Annotated in this window: 10 protein-coding genes, 1 other RNA gene and 1 pseudogene; 6 read left to right on the forward strand and 6 right to left on the reverse strand. The window is 64.4% G+C overall.

Going from position 1 to position 13,571, the window contains the following annotated elements; all coding sequences use genetic code 11:
- Positions 1–296: 296 nt before the first annotated feature.
- Positions 297–1,316: a hypothetical protein gene (locus tag XcyCFBP4188_RS16400; RefSeq protein ID WP_043907151.1), complete on the reverse strand. Its 1,020-nt coding sequence runs from the start codon at positions 1,314–1,316 to the stop codon at positions 297–299.
- A 150-nt stretch (positions 1,317–1,466) separates the two neighbouring features.
- Positions 1,467–2,219, reverse strand: a complete 753-nt coding sequence (locus tag XcyCFBP4188_RS16405; RefSeq protein ID WP_006448592.1) for a DNA-formamidopyrimidine glycosylase family protein — start codon at positions 2,217–2,219, stop codon at positions 1,467–1,469.
- A gap of 107 nt (positions 2,220–2,326) precedes the next feature.
- Between XcyCFBP4188_RS16405 and XcyCFBP4188_RS16410 the strand changes: the two genes are divergently transcribed.
- The 3 genes from XcyCFBP4188_RS16410 to treA all read left to right on the forward strand — a co-directional run bounded on the left by XcyCFBP4188_RS16410 (position 2,327) and on the right by treA (position 5,340).
- Positions 2,327–3,103: a DUF72 domain-containing protein gene (locus XcyCFBP4188_RS16410; protein ID WP_006448594.1), complete on the forward strand. Its 777-nt coding sequence runs from the start codon at positions 2,327–2,329 to the stop codon at positions 3,101–3,103.
- Positions 3,104–3,290: 187 nt separating this feature from the next.
- Positions 3,291–3,366, forward strand: a non-coding RNA gene (locus tag XcyCFBP4188_RS16415) — sX9 sRNA.
- Positions 3,367–3,666: 300 nt separating this feature from the next.
- Positions 3,667–5,340 carry an alpha,alpha-trehalase TreA gene (gene treA / locus XcyCFBP4188_RS16420; protein ID WP_074058329.1) on the forward strand — a complete coding sequence of 558 codons (1,674 nt, stop codon included), beginning with the start codon at positions 3,667–3,669 and terminating at the stop codon, positions 5,338–5,340.
- A gap of 147 nt (positions 5,341–5,487) precedes the next feature.
- Here the strand turns inward: treA and XcyCFBP4188_RS16425 are convergent, their stop codons facing one another.
- Positions 5,488–6,447, reverse strand: coding sequence for an arabinan endo-1,5-alpha-L-arabinosidase (locus tag XcyCFBP4188_RS16425; RefSeq protein ID WP_046932947.1), 960 nt, complete (start codon positions 6,445–6,447; stop codon positions 5,488–5,490).
- A gap of 292 nt (positions 6,448–6,739) precedes the next feature.
- Between XcyCFBP4188_RS16425 and XcyCFBP4188_RS16430 the strand changes: the two genes are divergently transcribed.
- Positions 6,740–7,435: an AIM24 family protein gene (locus XcyCFBP4188_RS16430; protein ID WP_006448601.1), complete on the forward strand. Its 696-nt coding sequence runs from the start codon at positions 6,740–6,742 to the stop codon at positions 7,433–7,435.
- A gap of 272 nt (positions 7,436–7,707) precedes the next feature.
- On the opposite strand, the gene XcyCFBP4188_RS16435 is transcribed toward XcyCFBP4188_RS16430, so the two are convergent.
- On the reverse strand, positions 7,708–8,619 hold the full coding sequence (locus XcyCFBP4188_RS16435) for a CorA family divalent cation transporter (RefSeq protein WP_006448607.1): 912 nt from the start codon (positions 8,617–8,619) through the stop codon (positions 7,708–7,710).
- A gap of 177 nt (positions 8,620–8,796) precedes the next feature.
- On the reverse strand, positions 8,797–10,173 hold the full coding sequence (gene cycA, locus XcyCFBP4188_RS16440) for a D-serine/D-alanine/glycine transporter (protein WP_006448608.1): 1,377 nt from the start codon (positions 10,171–10,173) through the stop codon (positions 8,797–8,799).
- 377 nt (positions 10,174–10,550) lie between these two features.
- On the opposite strand from cycA, the pseudogene XcyCFBP4188_RS16445 reads away from it, so the two are divergent.
- A pseudogene (locus XcyCFBP4188_RS16445) lies at positions 10,551–12,323 on the forward strand (expansin EXLX1 family cellulose-binding protein).
- Between the two features lie 44 nt (positions 12,324–12,367).
- Here the strand turns inward: XcyCFBP4188_RS16445 and XcyCFBP4188_RS16450 are convergent.
- A complete protein-coding gene (locus XcyCFBP4188_RS16450) occupies positions 12,368–12,583 on the reverse strand; it encodes a hypothetical protein (RefSeq protein WP_043907154.1) in 216 nt (71 codons plus the stop codon).
- 173 nt (positions 12,584–12,756) lie between these two features.
- On the opposite strand from XcyCFBP4188_RS16450, the gene XcyCFBP4188_RS16455 reads away from it, so the two are divergent.
- Positions 12,757–13,551: a transporter substrate-binding domain-containing protein gene (locus tag XcyCFBP4188_RS16455; protein WP_104592452.1), complete on the forward strand. Its 795-nt coding sequence runs from the start codon at positions 12,757–12,759 to the stop codon at positions 13,549–13,551.
- Positions 13,552–13,571: the final 20 nt, after the last annotated feature.

The following is a 13,571-nucleotide window of genomic DNA, read 5'->3' on the forward strand; positions in this document are numbered from 1 at the left end:
GTTCGGACAACGTTGCGTCCGAAAATCTTCTCATCGCAAGCCGAGCAACTGGCAGGTTTATATCCAGCAACCGACCAACTTCCTGGTGCGGTGTCCTCACCGATCGCGGGACCGTGTGGCGGCATGGATGCCGCCACCGACACTGCGTGTCCCGCAAGCGGTGCGGACACTGCGAACTCGACCTGCTCGTCCTCACGCATCAACGGTGCGCGTGTGGCCGACACGCTGCCGCTACTGATACAGCATCAGAGAGGTTCTGTTAGCCGCTCTTGGTCAGCTGCACACTAACCAACCCGTCACCCAGTCGCACACTGCTTCAACTGGCGATCGGCGTACCACAGCGCGCGGCGGGCCAGATCGTAGGCGCTGTCGGCCTGGCGCGGCAGCATTTGCGCGGCCATTACCGGGTCGGCGCCGTTGTTCAAGGCGTGCTCGGCGCGCTCAAGATCGCCCAGATGCGTGCGCACCGGCGACAACAGCGTCTTGCGTTTTGACGCGTCGCAACGCGCACTGCGTTGCTCCAGCGCCGCCAGCGCCTCACGGATGCGGCGGCTGGCTTCGCCCTTGAGATCGGGCGGTGTCTCGTGCGCGATCGGTGCGGCCTTGTAGGCATCGCCGGTCGCTTCGCTGCCCATCTCGGCCTGATTGCCGGCCAATGCGGGGTTGAAGCGCACATCCGGCGGCGGTCGCGCCTTGGCCACCTGCGTCTGCGGCCCGTTGAGCATGTCGTTGAATTTTTTCATGCCGCGATTCATTTCCTGCATCGCCACATCGCCGAGCGTGCCGTCGCTCTTCCAGTCCTTGGCGAAGCGGGTGTCCTGGTATTGCACCGGGTTGACCCGCTCCATGACATTGCGCGCCTTGGCCTGCGCACGCTCATCGCTCATGCCCGGCGGCACGGCGGCACCGTTTTGCGCCATCGGATCTATTTGCGCCGTTTGCGGCATGCGCAGACGGCCTTCGCGGGTATAGAGCTGGGCCGCCATCGATTCGTTGGCAGGCGCGTTGGCGGCGGCCACCTGGCGCTGCGGTGGTGGGGTCCGTGTCGGCGGCGGCGCACTGCGGGCGGCCGATGTCGATGCGGCGGCAGGCGCAGCGCGCGGTGTGCGCTCACGTGGTTGCGGCGGCTCCACCGGTGCCGGCAGCATCAACTGCGGGCGCGGCACGAAATACACCTGCAAACTGTCGTCGTGTCGCAGGGTTTCGCGCGGCGGCGGCATATACAGCAACAGACAGGCAAGAAAGAACAGCATGGCGCCCGTGCATGCGACTGCGGCGACATGCGGGACAAGCGTTTCCTTCCTGCGGGTAGTCACAATGCGGGAGACCGATGAGATGAGAGATGCGCACGCCACACCGTGAACCCGGTGCAGGACGCGCAAATCTAGCGGGCGCGGCGCCTGCGCGCGTTTGAAATTCGTTGTCTGGGCAGAAAGAGCCAGCCGCCATTCACGTTGAGCGCATCGTCACACATCCTCGCCCGGGTAAAGCCGTTGGCAGACTTCGCAGAAAAACGCACGCCGCCCGGCCTTGCCCAGGTGCTTGCGATACTGCAGCGGGGCGCCATCGCGCGGGCAGCTGGTTTTGGTATGCACCTGGTAATTCTTTTTCAGCACGAAGGCCTTTTTCCAGGTGTAGAAATCGAAACTGTAGTCGCGCGCCTGGGTGACCAGCTCGCCAAGTTTACGCGCTGGCAACGCGCCCACTGCGCTCTCCGGATGCACCCGGATGCGGTGCAGCACCTCGTTCTTGATGATGTTGCCGACGCCGGCAAAGATGCTCTGATCCAGCAATGCATCGGCGGCAAGCATGGATGGCGCGGCACGCAACTTGCGCCGCGCCTGTGCGCCATCCCACAGCGGATGCATGACATCCGCCGTCCAGTCGTACACCTCGTCCAAGGGGCGATCGATAAACTGCACCGAGCAGGCGTAGAAGTTCAGCCGCTGGCCCTTGGAAAATTCCAGACGCAAACGCGGCACCGCATTGGGCTTGTCTTCGTCGATGCGATAACTGCCGAACAACAGAAAATGGATGCGCACGCTGAACTGCGCGCACTCGATCAAAAAATGCTTGCCCCAGCTGCGTAATGCCAGCACTTTCTGTTGATCCAGGCGCGCGATGTCCTGCTTGCTCTTGCCGGAGACACGCAGGATCTTGCGACCGACAAAGGCCTCGGTTTGTTCGCGCAGGATGACAAGGGACGGGCCTTCTGGCATGCGCCCAGTATCGAAGTCGCGGGTGAGTCGGCCGTGATCGCACTGCACACGCAATGCTGACGCGCGCGCATGCATAGAGTGCTGCCCGATCGCATCGCTCCCCCGTCATGTCGTCTCGTTCGTCCATCGCCGTGCCGCGTGTGCGCTGTGGCTGTGCAGGCTGGTCGATTCCGGCCGCCGACCGCGCGGCGTTTGGCGACGGCGCCAGCGTGTTGCAGCGTTACGCCACGCGTTTTGATGCGGTGGAAATCAACTCCTCGTTCCATCGCCCGCACCGCGCCGGCACTTATGCGCGCTGGGCCGACAGCGTGCCGGAGGATTTCCGTTTTTCGGTCAAGCTGCCGCGCAGCATCAGCCACGACGCGCGCCTGCATGCGGCCGGTCCGTTGCTGGATGCGTTTCTGGCCCAGGCCGGCGCGCTGGGCACGCGACTGGGCTGCCTGCTGCTGCAGTTGCCGCCCAGCGCCGCCTTCGATGCGCGCGTGGCAGCCAGCTTTTTCGCGATGCTGCGGCGGCGCTGGGATGGCGGCGTGGTGTGCGAGCCTCGCCACGCCAGCTGGTTTCTGCCGCAGGCACAGGCGCTGCTGACGCGCCACCGCATCGCACGCTGCGCCGCCGACCCGTCGCCGGTTCCCGAAGCCGCCACACCAAGCCCTACCGCCGGGCCGTACTACTGGCGCTGGCATGGCGCACAGCGCATTTACTACAGCAGCTACGACGACAACGCGCTGCAGGCATTGGCCGACGCGATGCGTCATACCCCGCACGACGGCACGCATCCGCAGGCCGAACGCTGGGTGATCTTCGACAACACTGCCGCCGGGCTGGCGGTGCCCAACGCATTGCGGCTGCAACGCTTGCTTGGAACCGAACGCAAGCGCTAGTGCCTGTTGATGAAGCGTGTGAGACCACGTTCCACCTGCGGGCGGCGGCGCGTCCAACAACACGCCCGGTCAACCGAATCAACGCAAGCGGTGGTCCGGATTGCCATCCACCCGCGGATGCAGCGGATTAGAGCGGCTATCAAAACCAATACGTAGCCGCCAGGCGGGCGCGGCCGGTGCCCGGGGCATGTACCACTCGTACACTCCATTTCCCCCGCGCCGCCCGCACCTACCTGGCGACTGCTCATGACGTTTTGTCAGCCACTCTCAATCGCCCGCCGCGCAACCCGGCCACCGCTCGCAATCGCAGCTCAGCCCGCTACGGCTGGTGCGCATCTTGCAGTGAACAGACTGACTACGCCGAACCGCACCTGCTCAAGCTGCCTCAATTCGCGCCGATAGGCCTGAATTGGCGCAACAACCTGCGACACCGCGCCGGATCATCTTGCTGAATCTTGTCGTCTCCGTGCGAAGCCTGTCGGCCCGCCGACACCATCGTCCGGTCCCGCCCGCCACTTCGGTCGTTTACCATGCCTTACGCCACTGCCCGTTCTGGAGATGCCATGAGTTCTGCCGCGCCCCCGTGCTGCACGTCGCTGCTTGGCCTGTCGCTGAGCATGTTCGTTGCGCCGTGCACACTGACTGCCGCGCCGATGGACACTCCGGTCGTCAATGCCCCGGCGGCCACACCGCCCACGCCCGACCTGGCCTATCCGGAACTGTTCCAGGCGGTGCAGCGCGGCGAGCTGTTCGACGACCAGAAGCATTTCGTCGACTTTCTGCCGCTGCGCGACCCGGCACTGATCAACGCCGACTATCTGGCGCAGCACGATCACCCCGGTTTCGACCTGCGCAAATTCGTGGACGCCAATTTCGAAGAGTCGCCGCCGGTGCAGACCGACGCGATCCGCCAGGACACTGCGCTGCGCGAACACATCGACGACCTGTGGCCCAAGCTGGTGCGCAGCCAGACCCACGTGCCGCCGTACAGCAGCCTGCTGGCGCTGCCGCATCCGTACGTGGTGCCCGGCGGGCGCTTCCGCGAGGTGTATTACTGGGATTCCTACTTCACCATGCTCGGCCTGGTGAAGAGCGGCGAGACCACGCTCAGCCGCCAGATGCTGGACAACTTCGCCTACCTGATCGACACCTACGGGCACATCCCCAACGGCAATCGCAGCTACTACCTGAGCCGCTCGCAGCCGCCGTTCTTCTCCTACATGGTGGAACTGCAGGCCGGCGTGGAAGGCGAGGCGGTGTATCAGCGCTACCTGCCGCAGCTGCAGAAGGAATACGCCTACTGGATGCAGGGCAGCGAGGATCTGCAGCCCGGCCAGGCCGCCCGCCACGTGGTGCGCCTGGCCGACGGCAGCCTGCTCAACCGCTACTGGGACGAGCGCGACACCCCGCGCCCGGAAGCCTGGCTGCACGACACCCGCACCGCCGCCGAAGCGAGCGACCGCCCTGCCGCCGAGGTCTACCGCGACCTGCGCGCCGGTGCCGAAAGCGGCTGGGACTACACCAGCCGCTGGCTGGCCGATGGCCAGAACCTGCGCACCATCCGCACCACCGCCATCATCCCGATCGATCTGAACAGCCTGCTGTATCACCTGGAGCGCACCCTGGCCCAGGCCTGCGCGCAGCCGGGTGCCGAGTGCACGCAGGACTACGCGGCGCTGGCACTGCAACGCAAGCAGGCCATCGATGCGCATCTGTGGAACAAGGCCGGCTATTACGCCGACTACGACTGGCAGACGCGCAAGCTGAGCGACCAGGTCACTGCGGCGGCGCTGTATCCGCTGTTTGCCGGCCTGTCGTCGGACGACCACGCCAAGCGCACCGCCAGCAGCGTGCGTGCGCGTCTGCTGCGTCCCGGCGGCCTGGCCACCACCGCAGTGAAGACCGGCCAGCAATGGGACGAGCCCAATGGCTGGGCGCCGCTGCAATGGGTGGCGGTGGACGGCCTGCGCCGTTACGGCGAAGACGCGCTGGCACGCACCATCGGCGAGCGCTTTCTCACCCAGGTGCAGGCGCTGTTCGCGCGCGAGCACAAGCTGGTCGAAAAATACGGTCTGGAAGCCGATGCAGCCGGCGGCGGCGGTGGCGAATACGCGCTGCAGGACGGCTTCGGCTGGACCAACGGCGTCACCTTGATGCTGTTGAATCTATACCCGGACACAGCGACCAAGGCGGCGCCGGCCAAACGCGCGCGCAAGCCCGAAGCGGCGACGCGCTGAGGGTGCAATCGTTGATCCCGGGCATTGCTCGGCCTCGCTGGCGGCATCGCATTTCCGGCTGTCGGCAGCGCTGGCAGATCACTGCAACAGGCATCGCCTGATCGTTGCGTCATTGCAGAGCCCACCCGCGCGCTGCAGTGATCGCTGCTACTGCACCACCGGCCACGCACTGCCGTCGTAACTCAGCCGATTGATGCCCAGACGCGCATCGCCGCGATCGTCGTAGTAGTGGTAGACCAGAATGTCGCCATCGCCATCGCGAAACACCGATTGCCCGCCCGGCCCATGCATGCTGCCCAACCCGGACTGGATCACCGTGCCGCCACCGTTGCGCATGTCCACACCGGCGCGATCCAGATATGGCCCGGTCACCGAGCGCGCACGCCCCACTGCAATCTTGTAGGTGCTGCTGGCGCCCTTGCAGCAGGCATCGAACGACACGAACAGGTAGTACCAGCCATTGGCCTGCTGGATGAAAGGCGCCTCCACCGCACCCGGATACGGCCGGCTCGCCAGGCTGTAACGCGCCGTATTGCTGGACAGCTGCTTGCCGTTGCCGGGATCGAGCTGGATCAGCTTGATCCCCGACCAGAACGAACCGAACGCCAACCACCATTTGCCGCCGCCATCCACCACCAGATTGCCGTCGATGGCGTTGTAGTCGTCGCTGCTCTTTGACGTGTAGACAATGCCTTGATCCTTCCATGATCCAGGCTTGCCGGTGCTGCTGCTGGCAAAGCCAATCGCCGAGGTGTTGGTGGCGAATTTGGACGCGGTGTAATACATCAGGTACTTGCCGCCGTGGAAGGACACATCCGGCGCCCACACCTGATTGTCTGCGTTGTAGTTGCGCACCCAACTCGGTGTGGTGCTGAAGATCGCACCCGCATTGCTGAATCTGGTCCGGTCGGTACTGGTGACCACGCCGGTGGTGGCATAGATGTAGTAACGCCCATCGCCGAGCTTGAGCATCGAAGGATCGTGCACGATGGTGTCGCCGGTCACCACGCCCGGTCCCACTGCCGCTTGCGCGGGTGCGCTGTGCACGCCAATTACACTGGCGACGATGGCAAGCAGCGATGCGATCGCGCCACCGCGCAGCGACATTCCGGACCAGCTCCCTTCCACTCGATTGCCACGAACAACGCGCATCGGCCAACCCCTTGAACAACGTAAAGACGTTATCTGTAGGAGCAATCTAGCCCGGCAGCAGTGTCGTGAATCCGACGCTGATCTCAGAAGCATTGCGCAGGCCGAGCAGTTGTTTTATTTGCGACGCGCCTTCGTGCCGATCGGCGCGCCATCTCTGCAGACGCAAAGTGGCTCGCACATCAGCACGCTTCGAAGACACCGGCCCGCCGCGTATCATGCGCACTCTTTCACGCACAGGGATGGACCCATGGCCGTACGCACGCTCAACGAATTTCTCGCCCATTCCAAGGAAAAGGACGTCAGCCCCGATCCGTTCGAACTGGAAAACCCGCACCTGCTGGAAGTGCGCCTCAACGGCATGGTGTGGTCCAAGGCCGGCGCCATGGTCGCGCGCACCGGCAACGTCAAGTTCACCCGCGAGGGATTGCTGGAACAGGGTCTGGGCAACCTGCTGAAAAAGGCGGTCAGCGGCGAAGGCATGCAGCTGATGAAGGCCGAAGGCCAGGGCCGGGTGTATCTGGCCGACCTCGGCAAGCTGGTGACGCTGCTGCGTTTGAATGGCGAGGCGATCTTCGTCAACGGCAATGACGTGCTGGCGTTCGAATCCGGTGTCGAGCACAAGATCACCATGATGCGCAAAGTGGCCGGCATGCTGTCCGGTGGCCTGTTCAACGTGCGCCTGAGCGGCCACGGCATCGTGGCGATCACCTCGCACTACGAGCCACTGACCCTGCCGGTCACCGCTGGCAGCGGCCCGGTGTTCACCGACCCCAACGCCACCGTGGCCTGGTCGGGCACGCTGACCCCGGAGCTGGTCACCGACGTGTCGATCGGCACCCTGTTCGGCCGCGGCTCGGGCGAAAGCCTGCAAATGCGCTTCGCCGGCGAAGGCTGGGTGGTGGTGCAGCCGTATGAAGAAGCCAGCTTCCAGGCCAAGGGCTGATCCAGGCCGTCCTGTAGGAGCGCCCCTGGGCGCGAGGGCCTTACCGGTAACCCCGCATCGCGCCCTGGTGCGCTCCTACGATTTTCCTGCATTCTGTCGCGAGCTGCACAGCTACCGAGCTGCCCTAGCTTGGCATTGCGTAGTCACGCAACTGTAGGCAACAGATGATTGCCCTGACGGCACCTCGTAGGAGCGCCCCTGGGCGCGAGGGCCTTCCCGGTAACGCCGCATCGCGCCCAGGGGCGCTCCTACGGGTTTCCGGCTCTGATGCATCACACCCACCCACGCTTGCGGAACCACACCAACGGCACCACCATGCTCAGCACGATCACGCCCAACGCCCAGAAATAGGCGTCGTGCCATTTGAGTTCAGGCATGTAGGCGAAATTCATGCCCCAGATGCCGACCAGCACCGTGGGCGGGATGCCGACCACCGAGGCCACTGCCATCACCTTCATCACGTTGTTCTGGTCCATGTTGATCATGCCCAGCACGCTGTCGAGCAGGAACTCGATGCGGTCGTCCATGTGCTGCTGGAACTCGCTCAAGGTGGTCAGGTCCTTGTGCAGCAATCCGATGCGCTTGGCCGCATCCTCGCCAAACCAGTCCGGTGCTTGGTCATCCAGGTAGGTGACCAGGCGCAGCAGGCCTTGACCGGCATTGTGCAGCCCGCCCAGGCGCCGGCCCATGCCGCCCACCTGATGCAGCATGCGCTCCAGATCCTTGGTCTTGTGCGGCTCGTCGAAGACCTGCCGGGTGGTGTCGGTGACCTCGGCTTCCAGTGATTCCAGCCGGTCTGCCAGGCGGCCCACCAGCTGGTCGAACATGCGCAGCAACAAATCGTCGGCGCTGTGGCAGGGCTCGTGTTCAAGCCGCGCGGCCACCGCCTCCAGCGAGCCCAAGCGCTGCTCGCGCAAGGTGACCAACATGGTCGGCGACACCGCAAAGCCCAGCGGCGCGGTCGGGCCATCGTCGTCCTGAAAGCGCGGCACATTGAGAAACAGCACCTCGCCCTGGCGCCGCACCCGGCTGCTGAATTCGATCTCGCCGATCGCCGCGCGATCCGGCAACGCGAACCCCACCTTGTCTGCAGCCTGCGCCAGCTCCTGTGCAGTGGGTTGGCACAGGTCGACCCAGGAACCTTGCATGTGCTGCGTTCCGGCAATCGGGTGCGTCGTGATCATGCGGCAGGCCGTGGCAATGGATGGCGGCGAGCATCCCGTTCCATCCGATCGGCGTCAACGTCGCGCGCAAAACGCGCTTAGCTGCCAGTGGCCTTTATCGCGGCGCCGTGCAGCCACAGACGCCAAGGCCCCGCAGTGCGGGGCCTTGGTGATGTCTTCGGCCGGTCTTGCGTGCGCTCAGCCTGTGCGCGTCTGCTTCCGCTTCACCGCATAGCCGATCGCCAGCAGCAGGAACCACACCGGGCTGGCCAGCAAAGCCTGGCGCGTGTCGGCCTGCAAGGTCAGCAGCACGATGACGAAGGCGAAAAACGCCAGGCAGACGTAGCACATCAACACGCCACCGGGCATCTTGAACGCCGAGGCCGCGTGCTGCTCCGGGCGCTTGCGCCGATACGCGATGTAAGCGCACAGGATCAGCGACCACACGAACATGAAAAGCACCGCCGACAACGTGGTGACAAGCGTGAACGCGGTGACCAGGTTGGGAATCAGATACACCAGCATCGCGCCCAGCAACAGACACACGCAGGAGAACAGCAACCCGCGTGCCGGCACCGCCGCACGCGAGAGCTTGGCGAAGCCCTTGGGCGCATGTTGCTCTTCGGCCAGACCGTAGAGCATGCGGCTGGTGGAGAAGATGCCGCTATTGGCCGAGGAGGTGGCCGAGGTCAGCACCACGAAGTTGATCAAACTCGCCGCCGCCGGCACGCCGGCCAGCACGAACAACTCCACGAACGGGCTCTTGTCGGCCACCACCTGCCGCCACGGCGTGACCGCCATGATCGCGATCAGCGCCAGCACGTAGAAAATCAGGATACGTACCGGGATCGAGTTGATCGCCTTGGGCAGATTGCGGCGCGGGTCTGCAGTTTCCGCCGCGGTAGTGCCGACCAGCTCGATACCGACGAAGGCAAATACCGCGATCTGGAAACCGGCGAAGAAACCACCAATGCCCATCGGGAACATGCCGCCGTCGTTCCAGAGATTCGATAGCGAGGCCACATTGCCCGAGGGCGAGCGGAAGCCCCACGCCACCAGCCCGGCGCCGGTGATGATCAACGCAGCGATGGCGATGATCTTGATCAACGCGAACCAGAATTCCATCTCGCCGAACAACTTCACCGTCACCAGGTTCAAGCTCAGCAACAACAACACGCAGGCGATGGCCGGAATCCACGGCGCCAATCCCGGAAACCAGAACTGCGCATACGCCGCAATCGCGATGACATCGGCGATGGCGGTGATGATCCAGCAAAACCAGTACGTCCAGCCGCAGAAGAACCCGGCCCAGGGCCCGAGCAGATCGGTGGAGAAGTCGATGAACGACTTGTACTCCAGGTTGGACAGCAGCAGCTCGCCCATCGCGCGCATCACGAAGAACAGCATCGCGCCGATGATCAGATAGACAAACAGGATCGACGGCCCGGCCAGACTGATGGTCTTGCCCGAGCCCATGAACAGCCCGGTGCCGATCGCGCCACCGATGGCGATCAGCTGCAGGTGACGATTGGAGAGACTGCGTTGCAGATGATCGGGCGCGGACGGGTCAGACATGGGCACGGCACCGGCAAGTGAACAAGCCGTCAAAAATACGAGATCGCAGCAGCGCGCACCAGCGGTTTGAACAGCGACGCCGGGTAGGCCGGCAAATACGCCTGCGCATGCCGAGCGGACAGCGCCATGCTGCGGTGGGCACAGTACGGGTTGCGCGCCGCGTGTTGCGCCATGCAGCTAGGGCTACGCGTTGGCAGCGGCGTGCACTGTCGCGACCAAGATGGCAACCGTGCGGCATCTCGTACAAACAGCGATCCGCGTCCCAGCGCGCTCGTTGCGCTGCCTGCAGCACGCGCTCCTGCCCGCTTCCTTGACTGCGCGGACCGCACGTGGCGATTGCTGGTCTCCTGCGCGGGCCCAACCCTCAGGACACTCCCATGTACTCACGCTCCCATCTATTGCTGGCCATGACGTTGCTGGCCCCGGTCTCTGCATTGGCCGTGCAGGTCGATGCGCATGGGCAACTGATCGACGCACGCGGTCAGGCGCTGCAACTGCGCGGCGTGACCTAGCCGGGCTTCGATCGCGCTGCGCTGGTTGCAGCGGGTCTGCGCAACGGCACGCTGCAACAGACGCTGGATCAGATGCAGGCAGCCGATATCAATGCGCTGCGTGTGCCGGTCTGCACGGCGACGCTGCAAGCCGAGCCCGTCGCTGCGGCCGATGTCGCAGGCGACCCCGCACTGCGCGGCCTGAGTTCGTTGCAGCTGCTCGATGCGGTCGTGCGCGCCAGCACCCAACGCGGCATGCAGGTCCTGCTGGCATTTGCCGATGGCGGGTGCGATGACTCCGCACCGCAGCTGGGCGCGCAGCAACAAGCCTGGACGAACGGCTTGACCACGCTCGCCGCCCGCTACGGCACCACCACCGGTGTGATCGGCATTGATCTGGGCAGCAGCGGTTACCGCAATGCCACCTGGGCCGGAAACAGCGCAGACGCCGACTGGAATCGCATCGCCTCACGCGCGGCGGCCACTGTCCTCAAACAGGCACCACGCTGGGTGGTGGGCGTGGAAGGTGTCGGCAACAACGCGCTCTGCAGCGACTCCGCGCGCAAGGCGCCCGGCAGCAATCTGCAGCCGCTTGCCTGCGTGCCGCTGCGTATTCCGGCAAAGCAACTGGTATTGATGCCCAAACTGGCGGGGCCGGATCGCGATGCGGCAGATGCCTTCGCAGCGGCCGACTTTCCACGCGGTCTGCCAGCGAGCTGGCAACGCGACTTCGGCACGTTTGCCGCCGACCATGCGGTGCTGCCGGTCAGCATTGGCGGCGGCCTGGGCGATGGCGACCCGCGCGATCCCGCATGGCAACAGGCATTGAGCGGCTATCTGGCAAGCACCGGCATGCGCAGTGCCTTTCTGGGCAGCTGGGAAGTAGGCAATGCCAACAATGCCGGCCTGCTCGCCAGCGATGGCAGCCCGCGCAGTGACAAGCTGCAGATCCTGCATCAAGCGTGGGGATTGGCGACAGCTACATCTGCCAGCGCATCCGCAAAAAGCGCGAGTAAAGCCGACGCGAGCAAGGCGACCACCTGGAACAGCACCTTCAGCGGCACAGCGACCTACACCGGCTCCGGCTATTCCGGCGGTGCAGTCCTGCTGGATCCGATTCCCAGCAACGCATTCATCACCGCACTCAACCCGACCCAGATGAACTTCGGTGGGGTCAAAGCCGCACTTGCCGGCGCGTATCTGGAAGTGACCGGCCCCAAGGGCAAGACGGTCGTCTATGTCACCGATCTCTATCCGGACGACGCATCCGGCGGCCTGGACTTATCACCGAATGCCTTTGCTGCAATCGGCGACATGGTGCAGGGGCGCATCCCGATCAGCTGGAAAATCGTGCGCGCACCCATCACCGGCAACGTGCAATACCGCATCCAGGAAGGCAGCTCACGTTGGTGGGCGGCGATCCAGGTGCGTAACCACGCCTACCCGGTGGTCAAGTTCGAAGTGAAGCAAGGCAGCACCTGGAAGAGGTTGCAGAAGATGGACTACAACCATTTCGTCGGTGAGCAACTGGGCAACCAACCACTGTCCATCCGCATCACCGACATCCGCGGCAAAGCCATTCTCGATACCATTCCCGCGCTGCCCGAAGACGGCAACAAGCCGGTGTATTTCGAACCGGGCAACGTGCAGTTCCCCTGACGTGTTAATCAACTCCCAAAACGCTGCCCAGCAACCAACACTTACTAGCCCCCAGCAAGCCCACCACCTACACGGCCCGGCAGTGCCTGATCGTCATCCTCTTCCAGATCGCCCACCTCCTCGCGCAAACCGCCTTGCTGCGGCGCCTGCTCTTCCAACGGAATTTCTTCTTCGTTGGTATCCGGATCGGGCGTGCCATGCGCCGCCACACCTGTGGTGAACATGGTCATCGGGCGAGCAGTACATGGATTGAGATGCATGGACGACTCCGTTGCGTTCAGTGGTGCGCCAACGCTAGGCCGCGCAACGCTAGTGCACCGTGAGCCTGAGCATCGCCGCGCTGACACGCTGTTGACGTGCGTTCGCTGAAAACGCGCCGAAACCAGCGGTGTAGTCCATGGTTATCATGACGACTCATCTTCGAGGCCAAACCATGCGTTATCGCGCTCTGCTCGCATTCCTGCTGACCTGCGGCAGCGCGCATGCTGCCGAGCCTGCCTCACGCCTGGATGCAGTGCTGCGGTCCGGTGTGCTGCGCGTGTGCACCACCGGCGACTATCGTCCTTATTCGTTGCTGCGCGCAGACGGGCACTTCGAAGGCAGCGACATCGCGCTGGCACAGTCGCTTGGCGCCAGCCTGGGTGCACGCGTGCAATTCGTACGCACCAGCTGGCCGCAACTGATGCCCGATCTACTCGCCGATCGTTGCGACATTGCAGTCGGCGGCATCTCGGTAACCTTGCAGCGGCAACGCCAGGCCAGCTTCAGCACGGTGCTGGACGTGGACGGCAAGATCCCGCTGGTGCGCTGCGCCGACCAGACCCGTTACCGCAGCATCGCGCAACTCAATCGACCCGACGTGCGCGTGATCGAGCCGCCCGGCGGCACCAACGAAGCCTTCGCGAGGCGCGAATTGCCGCGCGCGAACCTGCGCCTGTTCGCCGACAACACCACCATCTTTCAGGAGCTGGTGGACCAGCGTGCCGACGTGATGATCACCGATGCCTCCGAGGCGCTGTACCAGCAGGCACGCCTGCCCACGCTATGCGCCATCGCACCGGAGCAAGCGCTGCAATACGGCGAAAAAGCCTTTCTGCTGCCGCGCGACGACCCCGCATGGAAGGCCTATGTCGACCAATGGCTGCATTTGAGCAAGGCCAGCGGCGAGTACGCGCGCATCGTCGAAACCTGGCGCGCACCGCGCCCGGAATCCACTACGTCACCGTAATGCTCAGCTGGGAATAGGGA

The sequence above is a fragment of the Xanthomonas hortorum pv. cynarae genome (genome assembly GCF_002939985.1).
Classification (GTDB): domain Bacteria; phylum Pseudomonadota; class Gammaproteobacteria; order Xanthomonadales; family Xanthomonadaceae; genus Xanthomonas; species Xanthomonas hortorum_D.

Excerpts from the sequence above, each read along its gene's own strand:
- XcyCFBP4188_RS16405 (WP_006448592.1), bottom strand. The coding sequence starts at position 2,219 with ATGCCAGAAGGCCCGTCCCTTGTCATCCTGCGCGAACAAACCGAGGCC.
- XcyCFBP4188_RS16410 (WP_006448594.1), top strand. The coding sequence starts at position 2,327 with ATGTCGTCTCGTTCGTCCATCGCCGTGCCGCGTGTGCGCTGTGGCTGT.
- treA (WP_074058329.1), top strand. The coding sequence starts at position 3,667 with ATGAGTTCTGCCGCGCCCCCGTGCTGCACGTCGCTGCTTGGCCTGTCG.
- XcyCFBP4188_RS16425 (WP_046932947.1), bottom strand. The coding sequence starts at position 6,447 with ATGTCGCTGCGCGGTGGCGCGATCGCATCGCTGCTTGCCATCGTCGCC.
- XcyCFBP4188_RS16430 (WP_006448601.1), top strand. The coding sequence starts at position 6,740 with ATGGCCGTACGCACGCTCAACGAATTTCTCGCCCATTCCAAGGAAAAG.
- XcyCFBP4188_RS16435 (WP_006448607.1), bottom strand. The coding sequence starts at position 8,619 with ATGATCACGACGCACCCGATTGCCGGAACGCAGCACATGCAAGGTTCC.
- cycA (WP_006448608.1), bottom strand. The coding sequence starts at position 10,173 with ATGTCTGACCCGTCCGCGCCCGATCATCTGCAACGCAGTCTCTCCAAT.
- XcyCFBP4188_RS16450 (WP_043907154.1), bottom strand. The coding sequence starts at position 12,583 with ATGCATCTCAATCCATGTACTGCTCGCCCGATGACCATGTTCACCACA.
- XcyCFBP4188_RS16455 (WP_104592452.1), top strand. The coding sequence starts at position 12,757 with ATGCGTTATCGCGCTCTGCTCGCATTCCTGCTGACCTGCGGCAGCGCG.